This window comes from Anaerostipes sp. 494a, from assembly GCF_001940315.1.
GTDB classification, from domain to species: Bacteria; Bacillota; Clostridia; order Lachnospirales; family Lachnospiraceae; genus Anaerostipes; species Anaerostipes faecalis.
In genome coordinates, this window is sequence record NZ_MJIF01000001.1 from 1,700,893 (window position 1) to 1,725,185 (window position 24,293).

Annotated in this window: 19 protein-coding genes; 15 read left to right on the top strand and 4 right to left on the bottom strand. The window is 37.6% G+C overall.

The genetic code is table 11. The features are described from left to right. The first annotated feature begins 145 nt into the window (after positions 1-145). From BHF70_RS08540 to BHF70_RS08555, 4 genes are read left to right on the top strand one after another with little or no spacing between them, the layout of a single operon-like run. Positions 146-1,504 (top strand): Wadjet anti-phage system protein JetA family protein, encoded by a 1,359-nt coding sequence (locus BHF70_RS08540; protein WP_075759822.1) that lies wholly within the window; start codon positions 146-148, stop codon positions 1,502-1,504. Continuing rightward, the gene (locus BHF70_RS08545; RefSeq protein WP_075759823.1) at positions 1,501-2,157 is read left to right on the top strand and encodes a DUF4194 domain-containing protein; all 657 of its coding nucleotides are present in this window, start codon (positions 1,501-1,503) and stop codon (positions 2,155-2,157) included. The genes BHF70_RS08540 and BHF70_RS08545 overlap by 4 nt, the downstream gene beginning before the upstream one ends. After that, positions 2,108-5,458 carry an ATP-binding protein gene (locus BHF70_RS08550; protein WP_075759824.1) on the top strand — a complete coding sequence of 1,117 codons (3,351 nt, stop codon included), beginning with the start codon at positions 2,108-2,110 and terminating at the stop codon, positions 5,456-5,458. Before BHF70_RS08545 ends, BHF70_RS08550 begins: the two co-directional genes overlap by 50 nt. A 4-nt stretch (positions 5,459-5,462) precedes the next feature. Beyond that, entirely contained in the window at positions 5,463-6,356 is an 894-nt protein-coding gene (locus BHF70_RS08555) for a DMT family transporter (protein WP_075759825.1), read from the top strand. Positions 6,357-6,986: 630 nt separating this feature from the next. Here BHF70_RS08555 and BHF70_RS08560 read toward each other — a convergent pair. Next, complete coding sequence (locus BHF70_RS08560; protein WP_075759826.1) at positions 6,987-8,060, bottom strand: 6-phosphofructokinase; 1,074 nt, start codon at positions 8,058-8,060, stop codon at positions 6,987-6,989. A 513-nt stretch (positions 8,061-8,573) separates the two neighbouring features. On the opposite strand from BHF70_RS08560, the gene ileS reads away from it, so the two are divergent. From ileS to pyk, 3 genes are all read left to right on the top strand, one after another. Further along, a complete protein-coding gene (gene ileS, locus BHF70_RS08565) occupies positions 8,574-11,729 on the top strand; it encodes an isoleucine--tRNA ligase (protein WP_075759827.1) in 3,156 nt (1,051 codons plus the stop codon). A 179-nt stretch (positions 11,730-11,908) separates the two neighbouring features. Then, complete coding sequence (locus tag BHF70_RS08570; protein ID WP_075759828.1) at positions 11,909-12,379, top strand: pyridoxamine 5'-phosphate oxidase family protein; 471 nt, start codon at positions 11,909-11,911, stop codon at positions 12,377-12,379. Positions 12,380-12,423: 44 nt separating this feature from the next. Further along, on the top strand, positions 12,424-13,422 hold the full coding sequence (pyk, locus tag BHF70_RS08575) for a pyruvate kinase (protein WP_075759829.1): 999 nt from the start codon (positions 12,424-12,426) through the stop codon (positions 13,420-13,422). Between the two features lie 31 nt (positions 13,423-13,453). On the opposite strand, the gene BHF70_RS08580 is transcribed toward pyk, so the two are convergent. The 3 genes from BHF70_RS08580 to BHF70_RS08590 form a co-directional block, all read right to left on the bottom strand. Then, positions 13,454-14,344, bottom strand: a complete 891-nt coding sequence (locus tag BHF70_RS08580) for a Cof-type HAD-IIB family hydrolase (RefSeq protein WP_075759830.1) — start codon at positions 14,342-14,344, stop codon at positions 13,454-13,456. 77 nt (positions 14,345-14,421) lie between these two features. Beyond that, the gene (locus tag BHF70_RS08585; RefSeq protein ID WP_075759831.1) at positions 14,422-15,336 is read right to left on the bottom strand and encodes a Cof-type HAD-IIB family hydrolase; all 915 of its coding nucleotides are present in this window, start codon (positions 15,334-15,336) and stop codon (positions 14,422-14,424) included. 146 nt (positions 15,337-15,482) lie between these two features. Next, positions 15,483-16,352: a Cof-type HAD-IIB family hydrolase gene (locus tag BHF70_RS08590; RefSeq protein ID WP_075759832.1), complete on the bottom strand. Its 870-nt coding sequence runs from the start codon at positions 16,350-16,352 to the stop codon at positions 15,483-15,485. A gap of 122 nt (positions 16,353-16,474) precedes the next feature. Here BHF70_RS08590 and nth point away from each other — a divergent pair, with 122 nt between their 5' ends. The 8 genes from nth (at position 16,475) to proS (ending at position 24,277) form a co-directional block, all read left to right on the top strand. Then, the gene (gene nth, locus BHF70_RS08595) at positions 16,475-17,131 is read left to right on the top strand and encodes an endonuclease III (RefSeq protein WP_075759833.1); all 657 of its coding nucleotides are present in this window, start codon (positions 16,475-16,477) and stop codon (positions 17,129-17,131) included. Next, positions 17,128-17,835 (top strand): 3'-5' exonuclease, encoded by a 708-nt coding sequence (locus BHF70_RS08600; RefSeq protein ID WP_075759834.1) that lies wholly within the window; start codon positions 17,128-17,130, stop codon positions 17,833-17,835. Before nth ends, BHF70_RS08600 begins: the two co-directional genes overlap by 4 nt. Positions 17,836-17,957: 122 nt before the next feature. Then, complete coding sequence (locus tag BHF70_RS08605) at positions 17,958-19,430, top strand: VanW family protein (RefSeq protein WP_075759835.1); 1,473 nt, start codon at positions 17,958-17,960, stop codon at positions 19,428-19,430. Between the two features lie 40 nt (positions 19,431-19,470). Continuing rightward, positions 19,471-20,457, top strand: coding sequence for an AIR synthase family protein (locus BHF70_RS08610; protein WP_075759836.1), 987 nt, complete (start codon positions 19,471-19,473; stop codon positions 20,455-20,457). 42 nt (positions 20,458-20,499) lie between these two features. Then, on the top strand, positions 20,500-20,982 hold the full coding sequence (locus BHF70_RS08615) for an Lrp/AsnC family transcriptional regulator (protein ID WP_075760569.1): 483 nt from the start codon (positions 20,500-20,502) through the stop codon (positions 20,980-20,982). Continuing rightward, positions 20,982-22,145 carry an aminotransferase class I/II-fold pyridoxal phosphate-dependent enzyme gene (locus BHF70_RS08620; protein ID WP_075759837.1) on the top strand — a complete coding sequence of 388 codons (1,164 nt, stop codon included), beginning with the start codon at positions 20,982-20,984 and terminating at the stop codon, positions 22,143-22,145. Before BHF70_RS08615 ends, BHF70_RS08620 begins: the two co-directional genes overlap by 1 nt. Then, entirely contained in the window at positions 22,146-22,643 is a 498-nt protein-coding gene (locus tag BHF70_RS08625; RefSeq protein WP_075759838.1) for a tRNA (cytidine(34)-2'-O)-methyltransferase, read from the top strand. It begins immediately after the preceding gene. Positions 22,644-22,840: 197 nt separating this feature from the next. Beyond that, a complete protein-coding gene (gene proS / locus BHF70_RS08630) occupies positions 22,841-24,277 on the top strand; it encodes a proline--tRNA ligase (protein ID WP_075759839.1) in 1,437 nt (478 codons plus the stop codon). Positions 24,278-24,293 lie beyond the last annotated feature (16 nt).

Consider the following 24,293-nt stretch of genomic DNA (forward strand, 5'->3'; position numbering starts at 1 on the left):
AATAATTATAACAAGAACACACAAGAAAGCAAGGCTCTGCTTTCCTATAAGCAGGATGGGACTTCTTCGTGTGGCTTTTGTACATTTTTACCGGTTATGTTATGATAGTCAAAGTAACCTTTTGCTTGAGAGAAGGAGAGCATTTATGAATTTTGCTTATGATATTCCGGATTCTTTCTGGAGCCTGTTTCGTTCGGTGAATCGGGAATCGTATATGGAAGCCTTATTGAAAATCAATGAGGAGTATGAATATAACAACTACTATTTAAGTAAAGAAGTCTGCCTTCAGGTTTTAAATGACTGGAATGAAGGGAAACGGATCTGGCTGAGTCCGGAAGAGTTTGAAACGGAAACAGATCTTTTAGAGACACCGCCCAACCGTATTTTAAATTGGCTGATTCGGACGGGCTGGCTGAAAAAACTAGAAGATTTCGGGACCTTGACAACTAATATTATTATTCCGGATTATGCAGCGGTTTTTCTAAATGCGTTTGAAGAACTGATTCATCCTTCCATGGATGAAACCAATATTTATATTCAGAATGTATATGCCACCTTGTTTTCATTTAAAAATGATCCAAGGATGAATCTCAGTATGCTGAAAACTGCCATGGTTAATACCAGAAGGCTTAACAAAGCGCTGCAGGATATGCTTCACAATATGGATCAGTTTTTTGACCGTCTATTAAAACAGAAGTCTTATGGAGATATACTTTCCGAGCATCTGGAAGGCTATGTGGAAGAAATTGTTAAGAAGAAATATCATATTTTAAAAACCAATGATAACTTTTATTTGTATAAGATGGATATCAAAAAGTGCCTTAAAGAGATGCGGGAAGATTCGGTATGGCTTGAAAGAGTACAGGCAAAGGCAGAAGCTGAAGAAACAAATCAGGAAGATGTTCTGGATATGCTGGATACTATTGAACGAGGCTTTGATGATATTGAACACCGGATTTCCAATATGGATAAAGAACATTCCAAGTATATTCGTGCAACCGTGACAAGAATGAATTATATGCTGAATGGAGAATCAGATATGAAGGGATTGATGATTCAGCTGTTAAAACATTTGGAGGATGGTTCAAAGTCGGAAAAACGATTACAGGATGTTGGCAACCGGATGAATCTGTCAAGTTTTGAAATTCTCTCTGAGAAATCACTTTATAAACGAAGGAAACGAAAAGATTTTGCCAGCGGTATGGAGGCAGAAGAAGAAAATAAAGAACTTTCCAGAGAAGATGTATTGAAGATGAATAAGATACAGACGCGTTATACCAGGCAGGAAATTGAGGAATTTCTTGAACAGTATATGAAAGAAGATCATCTGGATGTGAAAGATATATCTATTGAGGATGATGAAGATTTTGAAAAGCTGATTCTGGCATATGATTACTGTACCAGAAGAGATAGCAAATATAAGGTGTTGGAAAGAGATGATAAACAGCTGGATAATGGAAGATACCGATATCCGGCATTGACATTTGTGAGGAGAAAAGCATGATATCATATTATGAACAGCTGATGGATGATGAGAAAGAACAAGTTACCCGGGTCATCCGCCTGTTGCAAAAACAGACTTATTTACTGGAAAGAAAATATGAAAAGCGTTCCGGAAGACTGATTTACAACAAAGATTATCGGATTGCGGGATACCATCAGGATTTTTTAAAAGAGTATTTTCAGATTGCGGGGATTGAATTGAAAGAAAATATCCATATGGGTATTTTGTATCTGCAGGGAGAAACTCTTCTTGGAGAAAAGATTCCAAAACTGGCAACATTATACCTGCTGATTTTAAAACTGATTTATGATGAACATATGGCGGAGGCTTCCACCAGTGTGAGTATTTATACAACTTTAGGAGAAATCCATCAAAAGATAGGAGAATTTCGTCTGTTAAAAGCTCTTCCATCCGTGACAGAAATGCGCCGTGCCATTGCACTGCTGAAAAAATACCAGATGATTGAACCGCTGGATGTACTGGAAGAACTGAGTGAAGAAACCCGGATGCTGATTTATCCATGTGTGAATGTGGTGCTTTTGGGAGATGATGTGAGAGAATTAGTTGATAGTTTTACCAAGGAGGATGAACGTGGATACGAAGATGGAGAAGAAACAGACGTTCAAAGAGTTATCGAAGATTTGTCTGAATAACTGGCATTATATTGACCGAAAAGTTTTGTCTTTAAATGAAGGGATTAACTTTTTTACCGGACATTCCGGAAGTGGGAAATCTACGGTCATTGATGCTCTTCAGATTGTTTTATATGCCAATACGGATGGACGTGGATTTTTTAATAAAGCGGCAGCAGATGATTCTGACCGCAGCCTGATTGAATATTTACGGGGAATGGTTGCCGTCGGGGATCAGGATCAGATTACTTATTTAAGAAATAAAAATTTCTCCAGTACTATTGTTCTGGAACTTACTCAGACGGATACGGAAGAGAAAGAATGTATTGGAGTTGTGTTTGATGTGGAAACTTCAACCAATGATATTTCCAGACTGTTTTTCTGGCACAAAGGTGGTATTCCTGAAAATCATTATCGAAGAGAAGAGAGAACCATGGCAATTTCGGAAGTACGTCAGTATCTTCAGAAAAATCGAAAACAAAATGAATATTATTTTGGTACCAGCAATGAACGATTCCGTCGTCAGTTATATGATATTTATCTGGGCGGCCTGGATATGGAAAAATTTCCGAGACTTTTCAAACGTGCCATCCCGTTTAAAATGAATATTAAATTAGAAGAATTTGTGAAAGAATATATTTGCATGGAGCAGGATATCCATATTGAAGATATGCAGGAAAGTGTCATGCAATATGGGAGAATGCGAAAGAGGATTGAAGATACTATAAAAGAGACGGCCAGACTTCAGAAAGTTCAGGATAGTTTTGAAATCTTTGAAGAGAAGAAAAAAGAGCAGGATTACTGCCAGTATCGGATTGATAAGTTTGAAACATTAAAACTCCGGGAAGAGCTTAATCTTTTACAGGAGAAAATCAAAGAAGGAAATAAGGATTTACAGGTTCAAAAAGAAAATGAACAGATTCTTCTTGAAAAACTGGAACAGCTATCCAGGGATTATGATGAACTGGTCGGACAGATCGCAGGTAGTGGTTATGAACAGATTATGACCAGAAAATCAGCCGTGGAGGAGTTGCTGGCTCCGCTGGAAAAGGATGTGACCAGATGGAACCAGACTGCCGGTGAATTGAAAAAATGGTGTGAGCTGGATATTACACCGAATCAGGCAATATGGGATATTGAAAAATTTGAAAAGTGTGAAATTACAGAAGAAGAGATTAGAAGGCTCCAAAGAACTTTATCTATGCTTCGAAAAGAAACAGAGGAAGAGCGTCAGGAAAATGCATCTGCCCTTCGTGCCATGAAAAAGCAGGAAAAAACCATTACGGAAGAGTTAAAAGAGCTTCGAAAAGGAAACAAGGCTTATCCCAAAGAAGTATCTGATGCAAAATATGAATTACAGACAAAATTAAGTGAACAGTGTGGTACTTTTGTAAAAGTGCATGTATTGGCAGATTTACTGGATATAAAATCAGAAATCTGGCATAAAGCGGTAGAGGGATATCTTGGTTCCAATAAATTGTCTTTGGTTATTGAGCCTGCCTATGTGCGAAAGGCAATGGATATTTATCAGAAGATGGATCAGAAAAAGTACTGGAGGATTTCTATTGTAGATACGGAATCCATTGAAAAAAGTCATCCAGAGGCAGAAAGAGGAGCTTTATCAGAAGAAGTAATAGCAAAAGAAACCTATGTACAGAAACTGATAGACTATCTTCTTGGTCATGTGATGAAATGTAATTCTGTTGAAGAACTTCGTCAGTGCCGCGTTGGTGTTACGCCGGATGGAATGCTTTATAAAAATTATCAGTTAAAGCATCTGGATCCAAAGCAGTATACGAGAAATTCTTATATTGGAGAAAACAGCCTGCGGCAGAGAATCCGTCAGTTGGAGGAGGAAAAAGAAAAACTTCTGGAACAGAAAGAACCTTTAGAAAAAGAAGTTTTACAGGCCGGATATGTTTTAAATCTGGAATATTTATCTCATCTGGCAGAAGAGTATCTGGAGTGGCAGACGGCTTTCCAGCGAGTGCGAGATAAGCAGGAGGAACTGGATGATTTACAAGAACAGCTGAATCAGCTAAAAGAAGGATCTCTGAGAGGGCTGGAGGAAGAAAAAGAACGAAACCGGCAACAGCAGGAAGCCAAAAAAGATGCATTGAATCAGCTGAGAGAATCTATCTGGTCTATGGAAAATGAGTTACGGGAATATGAACAGCAAAGTATTGATCAGAATGAGGCGCTGTTTCAAAAACAACAGGAATTTGTTCCAAATGGTGAATATGAACAGCGGTTCCAGAGAGAAATAGATGGTATGAAGAATCCGGATTATGAAAGACTTGGTAATCTGGCAGTCCGGAAGTTTTATGATGCCGGAACAAAAAAAGAAGAGAAATACCGGGAGCTGGTGGAAGTCCGCAGTGACTATCTGCGAGAATATCCAAATCGTACATTTTCTGCAATTGCGGAAGACAATCAGGATTATGAAAAACTGTACCAGCAGCTATCTTGTGATCATTTGGAAGAATACCGGGCTAGAGCTGCCACACAGGCAAAAACAGCGGTAGAACATTTTAAAGATGACTTTATTTATAAAATCCGAAGTGCGATTCGGGAGGCATATCAGCGTAGAGATGAATTAAACCGGATTATCAGCGGGCTGGATTTTGGAAAAGATAAATATCAGTTCCGAATTACCAGAAACAAAGGAGCAGATGGAAAATATTATAAGATGTTTATGGATGATTCTTTAAACATTGATCCGTCCATGCTAAATTCCTCTATGGAAAATCAGATGAATTTGTTTACCATGAATCATGAGAATCAGTATGGAGATTTGATGAATGAGTTAATTGAAATTTTCATACCTCCAGAGGGTGCAACTCCGGAAGAGCTGGATGAGGCAAAACGAAATATGGAGAAATATTCAGATTACCGTACCTATTTGTCATTTGATATGGAGCAGATTATTGATGGAGAAGAGCAGTTGACCATTGGACTTAGTAAAATGATCAAGAAAAATTCCGGAGGAGAAGGACAGAATCCACTTTATGTGGCACTTCTGGCAAGTTTTGCACAGGCATATAAAATTAATCTGTCTCCAAAAGTCCGAAGAAATCCAACCATTCGTCTGGTTGTGCTGGATGAAGCATTTTCCAAGATGGACGCTGAAAAAGTTGCAACCTGTATTGATCTGATTCGAGGACTTGGATTCCAGGCAATCATTAGCGCAACCAATGATAAGATTCAGAATTATCTTGAAAATGTAGACAAAACCTTTGTCTATGCCAATCCAAATAAAAAAAGTATTTCCATACAGGAATTTGAAAAGAAAGAGTTTGGAAAGCTGATGGGGGAAGAGTAGAAAAATGAAAAAGTCTGCAAAAGGAATGTGTTTTTCTATTATCGGGGGAGCCTGCTGGGGTTTGTCTGGGATTATGGGAAAATATTTATTCGATGCAAAAGGGTTAAATGCCATGTGGCTGGTAAATATAAGGCTGCTTTTAGGCGGATGTTTTATGTTGCTTTTGGCATTTTGTTTGAGAAAACAGAGAATATTTGATGTATGGAAGAGGAAAGAGACTGCGGGGAAACAGTTGATATTCAGTATCTTTGGAATGGGTGCGTGCCAGTTATCTTATTTTTTGGCTGTACAATATTCCAATCCAGGAACAGCAACGGTGCTTCAGTATATTGCCCCAGTATTAATTTTGCTGTTTAATTTGGCGGTAGAAAAAAGACTTCCACAAATTTTAGAGATTGTCGTTTTAACAGCAGTCGTCATTGGTGTATTTTTGCTGTCAACGCATGGAAATATTCATGGTCTGGTCATGACCAGGCAGGCATTATTTTGGGGACTGATCGCGGCATTAACTTGTGCATTCTATAGTATTCAACCGAAAAGTTTATTAGAAACATTTGGTTCATTGGAGACGGTGGGATGGGGAATGCTGCTTGGCGGCATTTTTCTGATTCCATTTGTGAAAATATGGGAGGTGCCAGGCATCTGGGACATTCAGACGTTTGCTTTGATGGCAGGTGTGATTTCCATTGGAACAGTCATTGCCTTTGGCTGTTACCTTCAAGGAATTTTAATTCTCGGATCGGTAAAGGGAAGCATTTTTGGCTGTGTAGAGCCGCTGGTGGCAACCATTTTTTCCGTATTGCTTCTGGGACAGGCCTTTGAAGGAATGGATGTACTGGGGATTGTATGTATTATTGCAGGGGTCACTGCCCTGGCGGTGTTTGGTGAGAAAAAATAAAGATATGAAACCGATAGAGATTGACAGGGTTAATTTCTGTCGGTTTTTTTAAGGAATAATGATTTAGATTTCTAATTCATGCGACTATTTTAACTAAATATTAAGTGCCAAAATCAAGTGTACTATAAGAAGAAAGGTAAGAATAACAGAACCAACTCTATGCATCTTCATCCATGTTTTTTTATGATTTTCCTTATGAATACAAGTAAGGCATACATATAAAGCACTACCAAATAAAAGGATACCTGAAATGATTGCGCAATATGGCTCAGGCTTATTACAAGCGAAATAATTCCGTGTGCTAAGCCGGTTACAAACATTACAATAGCAAATGATCTATGTAATTTGCTAAATGTACGGTTCAGTTTTTTTAATACTACTTTTTCTTGTTACGAATTTCATCAACAGCAATATACTAAAGCCAAATGAAATCCATGCTAACCAATGTGATACCATTTATTATTTCCTCATTTCCTGATTGCTACAACTTCAAATTTTGTCATGTTTTCCCTTATCGGATATCATAATTAACGGTAATGAGGATTACCGCATAAAAAGGGACCATCTGTACTTATGATTTGATATCGTTAGTATGGATGGTCCTGCTTTTTGTTTATTAGAGTTATCTGATTAATCTCCAAAGCTGATTCCGATGATTTTAGCTTCTTTAATCATCTTGCAGTCTGGATCTACATATTTCAATTTGCCTGCAACTTCTTCCAATGGAACAGGTTCTGTTTCTCCGTTTTTAATAGCAATCATATAACCATATTTTTCTTCCAGAATCAATTCTGCAGCAGCAGCCCCGACTCTGGTTGCGATGACACGGTCATATGCACAAGGAGAACCACCTCTTTGTGTATGACCTGGGACAGTAACACGAACTTCACGATCTGTTTTGCTTTCAATCTGTGCAGCCAGTTCATAGGCAATGGATGGATATTTACGTTCTGCCAGTTTCGCTTTGTACTGTTTTTTCTTCAGGGCAGCATCTTCTTTGGAAATGGCACCTTCAGCAACAGCAAGGATTGTAAAATGTTTTCCTGATTTTGCACGTTGCTCAATGACATCTACAACTTTGTCAATGTCATAAGGAATTTCAGGAAGCAGAATAATATCCGCACCACCGGCAATGCCTGCATGTAAGGTTACATGGCCAACTTTGTGTCCCATAACTTCAATGATAAATACACGGCTGTGAGAAGAGGCTGTGGTATGGATGCAGTCGATGGTATCAGTTGCAATATCAACAGCACTCTGGAAACCAAATGTCATATCAGTTCCCCAGAGATCGTTATCAATCGTCTTTGGAAGTGTGATAACATTTAATCCTTCTTCCCGAAGCATATTTGCAGATTTGTGTGTTCCGTTTCCGCCGAGAATAACAAGACAGTCCAGTTTTAATTTGTGATAGGTAGTTTTCATAGCTTCAACCTTATCCAAACCATTTTCATCAGGAATACGCATTCGTTTAAATGGCTGTCTGGATGTTCCAAGAATCGTACCACCCAGGTTAAGAATTCCTGAAAAGTCATTTGGTGTCATAAGATGGAAATTTCCATAAATTAATCCTTTGTATCCATCTTCAAATCCGTAGATTTCTAAATCGTCTCTTTTTACACTTAATCCTTTGATGACAGCGCGCATTGCTGCATTCAGTGCCTGGCAGTCACCACCGCTAGTTAATACTCCAATTCGTAACATATATTCATTCCTTTTCTTATATTTTAATGTATAATAGTATCATAATGATTTATTTTACCATAAAAAGAATAGAATATATATGGTATACGGTAAATAAAATGTGAAATGTATGTAAAGTATTCGCGAAAACCAGATGAATTTTTGGTGGAGAATTAAAATCAACGATTGACGAAACACTGGTTCTGGTGGTAATATAAATCCATGTGAAAATAGCGATGATGGAGACAGTATGTATACTGCGAACGTAAGAGCGAATCTGTGATGGTGTGAGACAGGTATTAGTAGAGTATAAGGAACATCACTCCTAAGCTGCAGGCTGAACAAAGTAAGCTGTGCCGGTATCCTCCGTTAAAGGGATAACATATCAACAGTGTATGTGAAATAGGTGGTTTAGAAGCAACAGGTGTTGTCCTATTTTAGGACAGCACCTTTTCTTTTTTCGGGAAAAGAAAAATTCTATCTTAAATTTCATTATACGAATTTTCAATATTATTAATTAAAGGAGAATTAAGAATGTACAAGAAAGTATCTTCCGATCTGAATTTTGTGGATCGTGAGAAAGAAACCGTAAAGTTCTGGAAAGAAAATCAGATCTTTGAAAAGAGTATTGAAGAACGTAAAGACGATCCGACATATACTTTTTATGACGGACCTCCAACAGCAAATGGAAAACCTCATATCGGACATGTATTAACTCGTGTTATTAAAGACATGATCCCTCGTTATCAGACAATGAAAGGGCACAAAATCATCCGTAAAGCCGGATGGGATACCCATGGTCTTCCTGTAGAACTGGAAGTTGAAAAGCTTCTTGGTCTGGACGGAAAAGAACAGATTGAAGAATATGGTCTGGAACCATTCATTAATAAATGTAAAGAAAGTGTATGGAAATACAAAGGAATGTGGGAAGACTTTTCCAGCACTGTAGGATTCTGGGCTGATATGGATGATCCATATGTAACATATGATAACAACTTTATCGAGTCTGTATGGTGGGCATTAAAGCAGATCTGGGACAAAGGTCTTTTGTATAAAGGATTTAAGATTGTTCCTTACTGTCCTCGTTGTGGAACTCCATTATCTGCACAGGAAGTTGCTCAGGGATATAAAGATGTAAAAGAACGTTCTGCAGTGGTACGTTTCAAAGTAAAAGATGAAGATGCATATTTCCTTGCGTGGACAACAACACCTTGGACATTGCCTTCTAATATCGGTCTTTGTGTAAATCCTGTGGAAACCTATGCAAAAGTAAAAGCAGCAGACGGACATGTTTATTATATGGCAGAAGCTCTGCTGGATACTGTTCTTGGCAAATTAGCAGACGAAGAAGCAGGAACTGCTGCATATGAAGTTCTGGAAACATATAAAGGACAGGATCTGGAATACAAAGAATACGAACCACTTTATGACTGTGCTGCAAAAGTAGCTGAAAAACAGCATAAAAAAGCTTTTTATGTAACCTGTGACAGTTATGTAACATTAACAGATGGTACAGGTATTGTTCATATTGCACCTGCATTTGGTGAAGACGATGCAAAAGTCGGACGTAAATATGACATGCCATTTGTACAGCTGGTAGATGAAAAAGGTGAAATGTCACCGGAAACACCTTTTGCAGGATTATTTGTTAAGAAAGCAGATCCGGAAGTATTAAAAGATCTGGATGCAAGAGGATTATTATATGATGCTCCAAAATTCGAACATAGCTACCCACATTGCTGGCGCTGTGATACTCCACTGATCTACTATGCAAGAGAATCATGGTTCATCAAGATGACAGATGTAAAAGATCAGCTGATCGCAAATAATAATACAGTAAACTGGGTACCGGAAAGTATCGGAAAAGGCCGTTTTGGAGACTGGCTGGAAAATGTACAGGACTGGGGTATTTCCCGTAACCGTTACTGGGGAACTCCATTAAATATCTGGGAATGTGAATGTGGACACCAGCATTCTATTGGTTCTATTGAAGAACTGAAGAGTATGTCTGATAACTGTCCGGATGATATTGAATTACATCGTCCATATATTGATGATGTAACTATCAAATGTCCGGTTTGCGGTAAAGAAATGCATCGTGTAGAAGAAGTTATTGACTGCTGGTTTGATTCAGGATCCATGCCATTTGCACAGTGGCACTATCCATTTGAAAATAAAGAAATTTTTGAAGATAATTTCCCTGCAAACTTTATTTCTGAAGCAGTAGACCAGACTCGTGGATGGTTCTATTCTTTAATGGCAATCTCAACATTGCTGTTTAATAAAGCTCCTTACAAGAACGTTGTAGTTCTGGGACATGTTCAGGATGAAAACGGACAGAAGATGAGTAAGTCCAAAGGAAATGCAGTAGATCCGTTTGACGCACTGGAAGAACATGGAGCAGATGCAATCCGCTGGTATTTCTATACAAACAGTGCACCTTGGCTGCCAAACCGATTCCATGCAAAGGCAGTTACAGAAGGTCAGCGTAAGTTTATGGGTACTCTGTGGAACACTTATGCATTCTATGTATTATATGCAGAAATCGACCAGTTTGATCCAACAAAACATGAACTGGATTATGACAAACTTTCTGTTATGGACAAATGGCTGTTATCAAAGATGAATTCCATGGTAAAAGCAGTGGATGATAACCTTGGTAATTACAGAATTCCAGAAGCTGCAAGAGCTCTTCAGGAATTTGTAGATGATATGAGTAACTGGTATGTAAGACGCTGTCGTGATCGTTTCTGGGCAAAAGGAATGGAACAGGATAAAGTTAATGCATATATGACATTGTACACAGCACTGGTAACTGTATGTAAAGCGGCAGCTCCGATGATTCCGTTTATGACAGAAGAAATTTATCAGAATATCGTTGTCAGCGTAGATGATTCTGCACCAGAAAGTATTCACTTATGTGATTTTCCTGTTTATAAAGAAGAACAGGTTGATACAAAACTGGAAGCAGATATGGATATGGTACTGAAAATCGTTGTTCTTGGGCGTGCATGCCGTAACAGTGCAGCTATCAAGAACCGTCAGCCGATCGGTCAGATGTATGTGAAAGCAGCAGCGGAACTTCCAGAATATTATCAGGATATTGTGCTGGATGAATTAAATGTAAAAGCTATTACATTTACAGATGATGTATCCAGCTTTACCACATACAACTTTAAACCACAGTTAAAGACTGTTGGACCTAAATATGGAAAACTGGTTGGAGGAATCCGTAATTATCTTACTAATGTAGATGGAAATGCAGCAAAGGCTGAGCTGGATTCTAAAGGAGCTCTTTCCTTTGATATTGATGGAACACCTGTGGAACTGGCAGAAGAAGATCTGCTGATCGAGATGGTAAAACAGGAAGGATTTGTTACTGAAGCAGATGGTGGAGTAACTGTTGTTCTTGATACAAATCTGACAGAAGAGCTTCTGGAAGAAGGATTTGTCCGTGAAGTAGTAAGTAAGATTCAGTCCATGAGAAAAGAAGCCGGATTTGAAGTAACAGATAAGATTACTCTTTCCTATGCCGGAAGTGAAAAGGCAGCAGAAATCATTGGCAGAAATGAAACAGCAATTGCAGGGGATGTACTTGCAACTAAGGTTGAAGCAGGAGAAGCTGCAGGATTCACAAAAGAATGGAATATTAATGGTGAAAAAGTTACTCTGGGAGTAGAAAAAAACTAGAGAAATTTTACTTATATTCAATAATAAAATAAATTGTAACAGCCTTCTGGTATGTCTTATGATATGGACAATGCCAGAAGGTTGTTTTATTATTACATAGGAAATCCCTTTAAATTTCCTATGTAATAATAAATGTTCCGCGAAAGATGCGACTAGATGTACAAAAGGAGAATCAGAATATGAGAAGAAAAGATCGGGAAATTACTGATAAAGTTAAAATAGTAAATATCATGAAAAAATGTGACTGCTGTAATCTGGCTCTTAATGGTGAAGAATTTCCCTATGTAATTCCGTTAAGTTTTGGATTCTGCCAGGAAAATGATGAATTGAAATTATATTTTCATTCTGCAAAAGAGGGAACTAAAATTGATTTTATAAAAAGGAATGAAAAGGCGGCCTTTACCATGCACACAACACATCAGTTAGAGTTGGGAGAAAAAGCCTGTGACAGCACCATGAGATATGAAAGTGTCTGTGGAAATGGAACAATTCGCTTTATTGAAGGACAGGAAAAAATTAAGGCATTAAAATGTATTATGAATCAATATGAACAAGGAAAAGAACATGTTTTTTCTGAAAAAGTACTGCCATTGACTGAGGTTATGGAATTGACAGTGGAGCATATTTCAGGAAAAGAATCAAAAGCGTAAAGATTTTTTATTGGTATATTTGTAGTGAGGGAAGAAGGAATTTTATGGAATATTATGGAACTTTGGGACCTTCCTGCTGGGAAACCGAGACATTGGAGAAAATGATTCAGGCAGGAATGACCGGGATTCGTCTGAATCTGTCTCATAGATCATTAAAAGAAAGTCGACAGGGAGTTATTCACTATCAGGAAGCTTCAAAAGAACAGGGGAAAGAACCTTGTTTAATGATTGATCTGCAGGGACCGGAACTTAGAATTGGGAATCTGCCTGCAGAGATGATCTTAGAAGAAGGAAAAGAAATAATATTAGGAGATGGACAAATCCAGATTCCGGAGATAATTCTGCCTTTTTTAAATAAAGGACAAAGAATTTTACTGGACGATGGAAAAATTCAACTGGAGGTTTTAGATTCGATAGATGAAACAAGTGTTAAATGTCATGTATTATGTGGTGGCTTTTTGACTTCCAGAAAGAGTATTGCTTTGCCAGGATGCGAAATAAACAATCCTACTCTTACGAAGCAGGATATGGATAATCTGTTTGATGCCAGGAAATTTGGAGTCACAGATGTTATGCTTCCTTTTGTACGGGGGAAAGAAGATTTGATAAATCTAAGGGAAGCGTTAAAACAGGCGGGCTGTCCAGGAGTCCGGATATTTGCCAAGATTGAAAATATGCAGGGAGTAGATCATTTAGATGAACTGATACCATATAGCGATTATATTGTTATTGCACGAGGTGATCTTGGAAATGCCATGCCGCTTTACAAGCTGCCGGCAATACAATATCAAATTGCAGAAAAGTGTAAGGTATCTGGCAGAAAATTTATGGTAGTTACTCAAATGCTGAATTCAATGATTGAGCTTCCTTATCCTACCAGAGCAGAGGTAAATGATATTTTTCAGGCTGTCATGCAGGGAGCATCTGCTGTGATGCTGACGGGAGAAACAGCAGCAGGAAAATATCCGGCAGAAGCAATGAGTATGCTGGTAAATACGGGAAGAGAAGCTGAAAGGATAGCAAAAAAAATGCCTCATGAATAATTTCATGGGCATTTTTAACTTTATCTCATAATTAAAGCAGTTCAAAATTTTCACGATCTGCCAGAATACATTTAATAATATAAGCAATTCCATCATTTGTATTGGCACGGGTACGATAAACACAGATATCCTGTATCATAGGAGCTGCATTTTCCATGGCTACAGAATGTAAACCAGGAATTGAAAGCATGGAATAGTCATTTTCACTATCACCTATGGCAACTATTTCATCTGGAGTATAACCTTTTTCTTTTGCATATTCCATCAAAGCAATTCCTTTTTGTGCATTTTTTGAGGTGATTTCAATATCAGTAGGTACAGTTGAAACCACAGCAAGCTCAGGAAGTTCCTGCTCTAAACGAGTACGCAGCTGAACCAGAGAATCCGGATTCAGGGACTGAGAAATAATTTTCAGTATGTTATGATGGGTGCCGTTTAACAGTTCTTCAGTTCCATCAACATAAATGCAGTTGTCAAGAAGCTCCTGGAAATCTGATGGTGTATATTGAAAGTCGGGATGATTGATTTGCATTGCAGGTACCATGACATCTTTTATGTATTGACGCATTTCTTCTTTAGAGAGAATGGAAAGGCGTCCATCCTGAGAAAATGGAGTCGGAACCAGATCAAAGTCACGGAAAATAGAAAAAATCTTTTTTACAGTTTCTTTTGGAATAAAGTGCTGGAATAAAATGTTACCATTCTGATCACATCCACAGGCACCATTGGTGCAGAGCATATCACATTTAAGACCAGCTTTATCAAGAATTTCCATAACATTCTGATATTCACGTCCTGTATTGATTATAAAATTAATACCATTGTTTTGCAGTTCTTTAATGGCAGAAATATTTTCCTCAGTGATCTGTCTATAGCTGTCAAGTAATGTGCCATCCATATCTGATGCAACTAATCGAATCATTTATTAAAACCTCCTTTATTGTTTGACCAAATCATTATTTATACTATCACAGATAAATTAGAAGTCAAATAAAAAAGTCATGAAATAAGGGAGTAATCTGCATGACGCCAATGCATTTCATAGAAACAGCGCTCGATTAATAATCCTTCAAGTATTACGGCAACACCATCTTGATCATTGGAAAGTGTTTGTGAAGAACAAATGTTATGAATCATTTCATCTGCGTTTGCCATGGCAACAGTCTGTCCAAGGTTAAGAGAAAGCATGGAATAATCATTTTCGCTGTCACCAATAGCAAGAATTTCGGAAGGATCAATGGAACGGTGTTTTGCATATTGCATGAGAGCGTATCCTTTTTGAGCCTTCTCCTGGCTAATTTCTAGATTAGTCTGGGCAGTGGAGGCAATATGAAGTCCAGGGAGTTTTTCAATTTCCTGTCTAAGCTGTTGGATTTTTTCTTGGTTGAGAAATGTAGTTGAAATCTTATATATAGGAGTCTCACTGCCCAGAAGAGAAAGAGCGTTATCAAAATAACGGACTCTGTCTGTCATTTGTTTAAAATCAGCGGGTGTCTTAAAGTAAACCTTATGTTCAGCCTTAGAAGCTGGAAATACCTCATTTTTATAATATTTTAGAAGTGCCTCAGGATTTTCTATCGATGTTTTTCCATAATCAGTGGAGATGTCGGCAAAGGCATGATGACGCTGAAAGATTTCCAGTATTTTTTTAGCGGTACTTTTAGGAATGGAGACAATATGAAAAGGATTGCCAAAACAGTCATAGGTACATGCACCACTGTTACATATCATGTCACAGGTGATTTTTGCCGCATCCAGTTCTTTTTTTGCACTATAATAATCTCTTCCCGTATTTACGATAAATTCAAATCCACTTTTCTGAATTTTACGGATTATATCAGCAGTTTTTTTTGTTATATAGCCATTACTATGAAGAAGAGTACCATACATATCGGCTGCAATTAAACGAATCATTTTCATTCCTCCTATTTACTCTGAAAATATCCTAACACGGAAATAAAAAATCAGAATAAAGGAAGTGTTAAATAATAGTAATATTATAAATAAAAGAAATCCTCATGAATATTTAAGCATCCATGAGGATAGAAGAAGGTTTATTATTATATAGAAGAAATTACATGTTCTAACACAACAGCAACTCCATCTTCGGTATTATTTTTTGTGGAATATTCGCAAATATCTTTTATAATAGGGACAGCGTTGCCCATGGCAACACTTTTTACATGTGGAAGAGCTAACATGGAATAATCATTTTCACCATTGCCAATAACTAATGTGTCTTTTAAAGACAATTTTTGCTGTTTAATGTATTTTTGGAGAGCAATACCTTTTAAGGCATCCGTATGATTAACCTCAATGTGATAAGGTGATTCTCCGATAATGGCAAGGTCAGGAAAAGATATTTCTAGATCCTGTTTTAAATGACGAAGTTTCCATATGTCATTGGAATGAGAAACAACTTTAACGATTTCGGGATTCTCTTTTAGCAGAAGCTCGCCGTTGTCATAGAAAAGAGTCTCTTCTATTAATGTATCATATTGTTCCTGGGTTATTTCAAAATCTTTGGTTTCCATCAGTAATCCAGGAATCTTTTCTCCTGTCAAATATGTTTCGTAAGCCTGTTTTGAGGCTAAAATACAACGTCCGCGGGTGCTGTATATTTCATAAAAAATACGGTTTTTTCCAAATAGACGCAAAAGTGGTGGCAGCGTCTCTGCAGGAATATATGAAGCTTTGTTCTGCTTACCGGTTTGATTGAAAAAACAGGAACCGCCAGAGCAGATCATATCACATTGAATATCGGCAGCATCTAGAATTGGTTTTACATCATCATATTCTCGTTCCGTATTTAAAAGGAAACCGATTCCTGCTTTTTGAAGTTGTTTTAATGCAGACACTGTCCTTGGAGAAATTTGTTTTTGGTTATTTAGTAATGTATCATCCAGGTCAGAAACGATTAATTCAATCATTTTTATATCCTCCTTTTGCTCATGGTATCATAAATTGTACAAAAAATATAGAGGAAAGTACCTTGAGGGAGAACATTCATTTGTGTATAATAAAAAGATACGATATATAAGGAGTAAACTGTATGGCAAAGGTGTCAAAAAGGATTACAAAGGTAAGAGTGCAGAAAATATGTGATATTTTAAATGAGACATATTCTATGGAGTACAAGTGTTATTTGAATTATGAAACTCCCTGGCAGCTTTTATTTGCCACGATCTTAAGTGCGCAATGCACTGATGAAAGAGTCAATCAGGTTACAAAGGAGCTTTTTGTTAAATATCCGGATCTTCAGGCATTTGCAGACGCAGATCTTCGTCAGATGGAGAAGGATATATATTCTACCGGATTTTATAAAAATAAAGCAAAGAATCTGATTGCATGTGCAAAGCAGCTGTTAGAAAGACATCAGGGAGAAGTGCCGTCTGATATCCAGGAGCTGACAAGCCTTGCAGGAGTCGGACGGAAAACAGCAAATGTAATTCGTGGAAATATATTCCATGAGCCAAGTATAGTTGTTGACACACACGTGAAACGAATATCCAGATTATTATGTCTTACCCAAAATGAAGATCCGGTTAAAATAGAATATGATTTGATGAAAGTTCTGCCAAAAGAACAGTGGATTCTTTATAATATCCAGATTATTACCCATGGGCGTAATATTTGTATTGCAAGAAGACCCAAATGTGCAGAGTGTACACTGCAGTCTGTATGTCCATCCTGTGAGGTTAAGGAATGAGAGAATATGTTGCATTTGACCTGGAAACCACCGGGTTATCTCCTGAAAAGGATCAGATGATTGAAATAGGAGCCGTTAAGATTAGAGATTCCAGAATTATAGGAAAATATAACTGTATTTTATATCCTGAAGTTCCAGTCAGTGATTTTATTATTCAGCTGACAGGAATCAGCAGAGAAATGCTGGCAAAAGGGATTTCATTGAAAGAAGGTGTAGAAGGATTTCTGGAATTTAGTGAAGGTTTTCCTGTCCTGGGGCATAATCTGATGTTTGATTACAGCTTTATGAAGATTGCAGCAAAATCTTTTTCCAGATCTTTTGAAAGAGATGGTGTGGATACACTTGCTGTAGCGAGAAAACTTTTGAAACAGCTTAAGAACAAGAAGCTGGAGACCTTATGTGAACATTATCACTATGTGAATGAGGCTGCTCACAGAGCCTATGATGATGCTCTTGCAACAGCTGTGGTCTTTGAACAGATGAAAAAAGAATTTCCGGAAGAAAAAGAAGTATTTAATCCAAAGCAGCTTCAGTATCGGGTAAAAAAAGAACGTCCGATTACGGAAAAGCAAAAACGGTACTTGAAGGAACTAATGAAATATCATACAATAAGGGACACTGTTAATATTGATATGATGTCGCAAAGTGAGGCGTCACGAAAAATTGATAGCATTATTTTAAATTATGGAGTGATGAGAAAATGAAGAAACAAAAAATGATAATTACGGTTATTGCGCTTCTGCTGATTGCGGTTATGGTAGTAACGACAGTTGCTGGAGCATTAATGATGTAAGTATCTATAATTAGAAGGGGAATGAGAATTAAAATGAAAAAGAGAATAGGACTAATAGCAGGCGGAATTATTATTCTGGTTCTTGGAGTCATGTTATATCTTAATATGACAGTAAAAGGAGCAGTAACTGAAGGACGTATTATTGATGGCGTTGAGTGTGACGGTGTCAATCTTGGAGGAATGACAAAAGAGGAGGCTCAGAAAGCAGTAGAAAATCATATTAAAAAACTTCATAAAGAAAAGATTACATTATATATAGATGATGAAGAAACAGAAGCTTCTATTGAACAGCTGGGAGCTATTCCTGATTCAGAAAAAACGGCAGAAGAGGCATATGCTCTTGGAAGAAGTGGAAATATTTTTCATAAATATTCAATAGTAAAAGAAGATAAGCATATGGTCGGTGTGTATCGGAATTATGATAAAGCTGTTTTTGAGAAGAAACTGACAAAGATTACAAAAAACATTATTACAGCACCCAAAAATGCCACAGTCAAAAGAAAAAATGGTAAATTTATAGTTCAGAAAGAAAAAACAGGATATACACTGAAAATGGATGCTACTTTCAAGAATTTTAAGAAGGCTATTGAAAGTAACAAAACGAAAGCAAAGCTGGAAGTATCCAAGAAAAAAGCAAAATATACATCTGAAGATCTGAAGAAAATCAAGGATGTTATGGGAACTTATACAACTGAGTATGGTTCTTCTCCATATGGACGTAAAGTCAATGTGGCAAATGGAGCCAGCAAGATTAATGGAAAAGTAATATATCCAGGGGAAACGTTTTCTGTATATGAGACTGTGTCTCCGTTTACAGCAGAAAATGGATATGCTTTAGCAGGATCTTATGAAAACGGACAGACTGTTCAGACATATGGTGGAGGAATCTGTCAGGTTTCAACAACTTTATATAATGCGGTGATCCGTGCAGAGCTTAAAATTAAAGAACGTCATCCTCATTCTATGACAGTTCATTATGTTCCACGTTCTGCAGATGCAGCAATTGCAGGGACTTATAAGGATATGAAATTTGAAAATCAGAATGATTTTCCTGTTTATATTGAAGGACATGCAAACGGATCAACGATTACTTTTACAGTATATGGAATCAAGGAAGATCCGGACCGTACGGTAGAATTTGTTTCAGAGACAACTTCTGTAAAAGAAAGTACAGGAGAAAAAATCATACAAGATCCTACTCTGGAAAAAGGACAAAAGATTCTTGAACAGTCAGGACATACCGGATATACTGCCAGATTATGGAAAATCGTTAAGATAAACGGAAAACAGAAATCAAAGAAAGTCTTTAATACATCTTCTTATATGGCAACACCTGCCACTTATAGGGAAGGTACAAAACAGAAAGAAGATAAAAAGAAGAAAAAGGATCAGAAGACAACCGAGAATAAAAAAGATCAAAAGACAACTGAGAGTAAAAAGACTACAAGTGCTACAACTACAGCAGCAAAACAGGAAACAAAAAAAACCACGGAAAAACAGCAATAACGCCAGATAGCGTTATCGAATCTAGAATAGGGAGTGTGCTATGAAAATTGGTAAGTTATCAGAATCTGCCTTACAGAAAGTAGTTATAGAACAATTGCATACAAAGAGAGATGAGGTTCTGATCGGTCCGGGAATAGGAGAAGACTGTACGGCACTTAAATTAGAAAAAGACGAAGTTTTTGTGGCATCAACAGATCCGATTACAGGTGCAACCAAAGACATCGGACATCTTGCGGTTCATATAACAGCAAACGATCTGGCATCTTCAGGTGCCCAGCCGATAGGACTGATGATAACAGCATTACTCCCGTCATCCATTAAAGAGTATCAGATCAAAGAGATGATGCAGCAGGTTAATGGAGAATGTGAAAAATTATCTATGATGGTTCTGGGAGGACATACAGAGATTACAGATGTGGTAAATCAGCCTGTTTTATCTGTTACCGGAATCGGAAAAGTAAAAGAAGATCAACTGATTCTGTCTAAAGGTGCTAAACCGGGACAGGACATTGTCATTACCAAATATATCGGATTAGAAGGAACGGGAATCATTGCAGGTGAAAAGGAAGAAGAACTGGGAAAATGGTTTTCGAGAGCTTTTTTAAAGGAAGCAAAAGATTGTCTGAAGGATATTTCAGTAGTACCGGAGGGATTGATCGCCAAAGAATATGCATCATCTATGCATGATATTACGGAAGGTGGTATCTATGGTGCTTTATGGGAAATTTCCAAGGCATCTGGAGTAGGACTGGAAGTTGTCATTGAAGACATTCCGATAAAACAACATACAATTGAATTATGTGAAAGATATGATCTGAATCCATATCAGCTGATTTCCAGCGGATCAATGCTGATTACTACAGATCATGGAAGAGAGCTCGTAGCGGCACTGGAACAAAAAGGCATCAAAGGTACGATCATCGGCCATACGACAGATTCCAGAGAAAAGTTGATTTACCGACAGGGAAAAGCAAGTAATCTGGAAGCTCCAAAACAGGATGAATTATATAAAATTTATGAGGAATAATATTTTAACTCATAGAATGGAGGATATGGTATGAATACGGAACTGAGAGAATTGATTTTGAAGCTGATTGAAAAAAACAGTCGTTTGGATTTAAAAGATCTGGCGATCATGTTGGATGTTTCAGAGGAAGAAGTCGCCAATGAGATAGCGGATATGGAGAAAGAGCATATTATTTGTGGATACCATACACTGATCAATTGGGATAACACCAGCAAAGACCAGCTGACAGCCATGATTGAGGTAAAGGTGACTCCTCAGCGTGGGCAGGGATTTGATATGATCGCTGAGCGTATTTATAATTTCCCGGAAGTTAAAGCAGTATATTTAATGTCCGGAGGTTATGATTTTATGGTAATGCTGGAAGGAAAAACAATGAAGGAAATTTCCATGTTTACTTCGTCTAAATTGGCACCGCTGGAATCTGTGGTAAGTACTGTAACCCACTTTGTTTTAAAGAAATATAAGGATCATGGAACAGTGCTGGAAGCTAAGAAAGTTGACGAGAGACAGGTGGTGACACCATAATGAGAGATTTTTTATCAAAACAGGTAACGGAACTGGAACCATCAGGAATCAGAAAGTTTTTTGACATTGTCAGCGAAATGCCCGATGCTATTTCTCTGGGTGTTGGGGAACCGGATTTTGATACACCATGGAGAGTCCGGGAAGAAGGAATCTATTCGCTGGAAAAAGGAAGAACATTTTATACATCTAATGCAGGGCTGAAGGAACTGCGTTTTGAAATCAGTAAATACCTACATAGAAAATATCAGATGGAATATCATCCATGCCATGAAATACTGGTAACGGTTGGTGGAAGTGAAGGGATTGATATCACAATGCGTACAATCCTGAATCCTGGAGATGAAGTGATCGTTGCACAGCCTTGCTTTGTTTCTTATATCCCATGTATCCTTATGGCAGGAGGAATTCCTGTTGTGGTGAATTTACAGGAAAAAGACAGGTTTAAACTGCGAAAAGAGCAGCTGGAAGAAGTTGTGACAGATAAAACAAAAGCAATTTTTATATCTTTTCCAAATAACCCGACAGGTGCGGTTATGACAAAAGAGGATCTGGAGCCAATTGCAGAATTTGCCAAAGAACACGACCTTCTGGTGATTTCTGATGAAATTTATTCTGAACTGACTTATGGAAGAAAGCATGTAAGTATTGGTTCTTTACCGGATATGAAAGAGAGAACGATTGTTATAAATGGATTTTCAAAGGCATTTGCAATGACGGGATGGAGACTTGGTTATGTAGCGGCACCAAAGGTAATCATGGAACAGATGGTAAAAGTTCATCAGTATTGTATTATGGCAGCTCCAACAACCAGTCAGTATGCAGCAATTGAGGCGTTAAGAGCATGTGATGATGAGGTAGAAGATATGCGGATAGCATATAATCAGAGACGAAGATATCTTGTTCATGCATTTGAAAAAATGGGACTGGATTGTTTCGAACCGGAAGGCGCTTTTTACATATTCCCATCGATCAAAAAATTTGGTATGACTTCAGAGGAATTTGCTACCCGTCTTTTAAATGAACAGAAAGTAGCCATTGTACCAGGTTCAGCTTTTGGAAAATGTGGGGAAGGATATCTGCGGGTATCTTATGCATATTCTATTGATGAACTAAAAACAGCATTAGGAAGACTGGATACATTTATAAAAGGATTGGAGAAATAAATGCTTCATATAGTATTACATGAGCCGGAAATGCCGGCGAATACAGGAAATATTGGAAGAACCTGCGTGGCATGCGGTGCGGTCCTGCATTTAATTGAACCGCTGGGATTCCGATTAAATGAAAAAATGATAAAAAGAGCAGGATTGGACTACTGGGACAAGCTGGATGTAAGGACATACATTAATTTTGAGGAGTTTCTTGAGAAAAATCAGAATCCTAAAATTTATATGGCAACAACAAAAGCAAAGCATGTATATTCGGAACCACTGTATGAAAACGATGAAGATGTATATATTATGTTTGGAAAGGAAAGTGCAGGGATACCGGAAGAAATTCTTTTAAACTATGAGGAGACAAGTATTCGTATTCCAATGCTTCCGGATATCAGATCATTAAATCTGTCAAATTCCGCAGCGATTGTTGCATATGAAGTGTTAAGACATCAGGGATTTAAACATTTTCAGACAGAAGGACAACTGCATCATTACAAGTGGTGATTTATAAAAACATCATCTCCCGGCAACGGCTTCGGACCTGTGGTCCTGCAGATTGATTGCCCATGAGATGATGTTTTTAACATATTAGGATATATAATTATGATACTTGAAAAATCCACGGATTTACAGTAATATAAAATTTGATAAAATTGCATAAAATGCGGATGCATTGAGCATAGAATAAAGGAGAAGATTTCATGGCAAAAGAAAAGAAATTAGTCGAAGCCATTACTGCGATGGAGGATGATTTTGCACAGTGGTATACCGACGTAGTGAAGAAAGCAGAACTGGTTGAATATTCAAGTGTTAGAGGATGTATGATTTTACGTCCAAACGGATATGCCATCTGGGAGAATATTCAGAAGACTTTGGATGCAATGTTTAAAGAAACAGGTGTGGAAAATGTTGCAATGCCGATGTTTATCCCGGAAAGTCTGTTAAAAAAAGAAGAAGATCATGTAGAAGGATTTGCACCGGAAGTAGCATGGGTTACTCACGGGGGAGATAAGAAACTTCAGGAACGTCTCTGTGTAAGACCAACTTCAGAAACATTATTCTGTGATTTCTATTCTAAAATTATCCAGTCACATCGTGATCTGCCTAAATTATATAATCAATGGGTATCTGTATGCAGATGGGAAAAGACAACAAGACCATTTTTGCGTACATCTGAATTCTACTGGCAGGAAGGACATACTGCACATGCCACAGCTGAGGAAGCAGAAGAACGTACGGTACAGATGTTAAATATGTATGCAGATTTCTGTGAAAAATATCTTGCAATTCCAGTAGTAAAAGGTCAGAAGACTGAAAAAGAAAAATTTGCAGGAGCTCATGCTACTTATACAATTGAAGCACTGATGCATGATGGAAAAGCTCTTCAGTCTGGTACAAGTCATAACTTTGGAGATGGATTTGCCAAAGCGTTTGATATTCAGTATACAGACAAGGATAATAAGCTGCAGTATGTACATCAGACATCATGGGGAATGTCTACAAGAATTATCGGAGCAATCATTATGGTTCACGGAGATGATTCAGGTCTTGTACTTCCTCCAAAAATCGCACCTGTACAGACAATGATTGTTCCAATCATGCAGAAAAAAGCAGGAGTGCTGGAAAAAGCAGAAGAAATCCGTCAGAGACTGGAATCTAATTTTAAAGTTAAGGTTGATGATTCTGATAAGAGTCCTGGATGGAAATTCAGTGAACAGGAAGTTCGCGGTATTCCAACGAGAATTGAAATCGGACCAAAAGATATCGAAAAAAATCAGGCAGTTATTGTACGCCGTGATACAAGAGAAAAGACAGTTGTTTCTTTAGATGAAATCGAAACAAAACTTGCAGAAGTTCTTGAAACAATGCAGAACGATATGCTGGAAAGAGCAAAGAAACATTTAGAAGAACATACCGTAGAAGCAAGAACATGGGATGAATTTACAGCACATATTGAAAAACAGGATGGTTTTGTAAAAGCTATGTGGTGTGGAGAAACAGAATGTGAAGAGGCAATCAAAGATGAAACTGGTGCTACTACAAGATGTATGCCATTTGAACAGGAAAATCTAGGTGATGTTTGTATTCATTGTGGAAAACCTGCGAAAAAAATGGTGTATTTTGGAAAGGCATATTAAACCTTTGAAAGAAGGA

Excerpts from the sequence above, each read along its gene's own strand:
- BHF70_RS08550 (WP_075759824.1), top strand. The coding sequence starts at position 2,108 with ATGGAGAAGAAACAGACGTTCAAAGAGTTATCGAAGATTTGTCTGAAT.
- BHF70_RS08610 (WP_075759836.1), top strand. The coding sequence starts at position 19,471 with ATGAAAATTGGTAAGTTATCAGAATCTGCCTTACAGAAAGTAGTTATA.
- BHF70_RS08545 (WP_075759823.1), top strand. The coding sequence starts at position 1,501 with ATGATATCATATTATGAACAGCTGATGGATGATGAGAAAGAACAAGTT.
- BHF70_RS08580 (WP_075759830.1), bottom strand. The coding sequence starts at position 14,344 with ATGATTCGATTAGTTGCATCAGATATGGATGGCACATTACTTGACAGC.
- pyk (WP_075759829.1), top strand. The coding sequence starts at position 12,424 with ATGGAATATTATGGAACTTTGGGACCTTCCTGCTGGGAAACCGAGACA.
- BHF70_RS08540 (WP_075759822.1), top strand. The coding sequence starts at position 146 with ATGAATTTTGCTTATGATATTCCGGATTCTTTCTGGAGCCTGTTTCGT.
- BHF70_RS08585 (WP_075759831.1), bottom strand. The coding sequence starts at position 15,336 with ATGATTCGTTTAATTGCAGCCGATATGTATGGTACTCTTCTTCATAGT.
- BHF70_RS08605 (WP_075759835.1), top strand. The coding sequence starts at position 17,958 with ATGAAAAAGAGAATAGGACTAATAGCAGGCGGAATTATTATTCTGGTT.
- ileS (WP_075759827.1), top strand. The coding sequence starts at position 8,574 with ATGTACAAGAAAGTATCTTCCGATCTGAATTTTGTGGATCGTGAGAAA.
- nth (WP_075759833.1), top strand. The coding sequence starts at position 16,475 with ATGGCAAAGGTGTCAAAAAGGATTACAAAGGTAAGAGTGCAGAAAATA.
- proS (WP_075759839.1), top strand. The coding sequence starts at position 22,841 with ATGGCAAAAGAAAAGAAATTAGTCGAAGCCATTACTGCGATGGAGGAT.
- BHF70_RS08560 (WP_075759826.1), bottom strand. The coding sequence starts at position 8,060 with ATGTTACGAATTGGAGTATTAACTAGCGGTGGTGACTGCCAGGCACTG.
- BHF70_RS08620 (WP_075759837.1), top strand. The coding sequence starts at position 20,982 with ATGAGAGATTTTTTATCAAAACAGGTAACGGAACTGGAACCATCAGGA.
- BHF70_RS08600 (WP_075759834.1), top strand. The coding sequence starts at position 17,128 with ATGAGAGAATATGTTGCATTTGACCTGGAAACCACCGGGTTATCTCCT.
- BHF70_RS08625 (WP_075759838.1), top strand. The coding sequence starts at position 22,146 with ATGCTTCATATAGTATTACATGAGCCGGAAATGCCGGCGAATACAGGA.
- BHF70_RS08590 (WP_075759832.1), bottom strand. The coding sequence starts at position 16,352 with ATGATTGAATTAATCGTTTCTGACCTGGATGATACATTACTAAATAAC.
- BHF70_RS08570 (WP_075759828.1), top strand. The coding sequence starts at position 11,909 with ATGAGAAGAAAAGATCGGGAAATTACTGATAAAGTTAAAATAGTAAAT.
- BHF70_RS08555 (WP_075759825.1), top strand. The coding sequence starts at position 5,463 with ATGAAAAAGTCTGCAAAAGGAATGTGTTTTTCTATTATCGGGGGAGCC.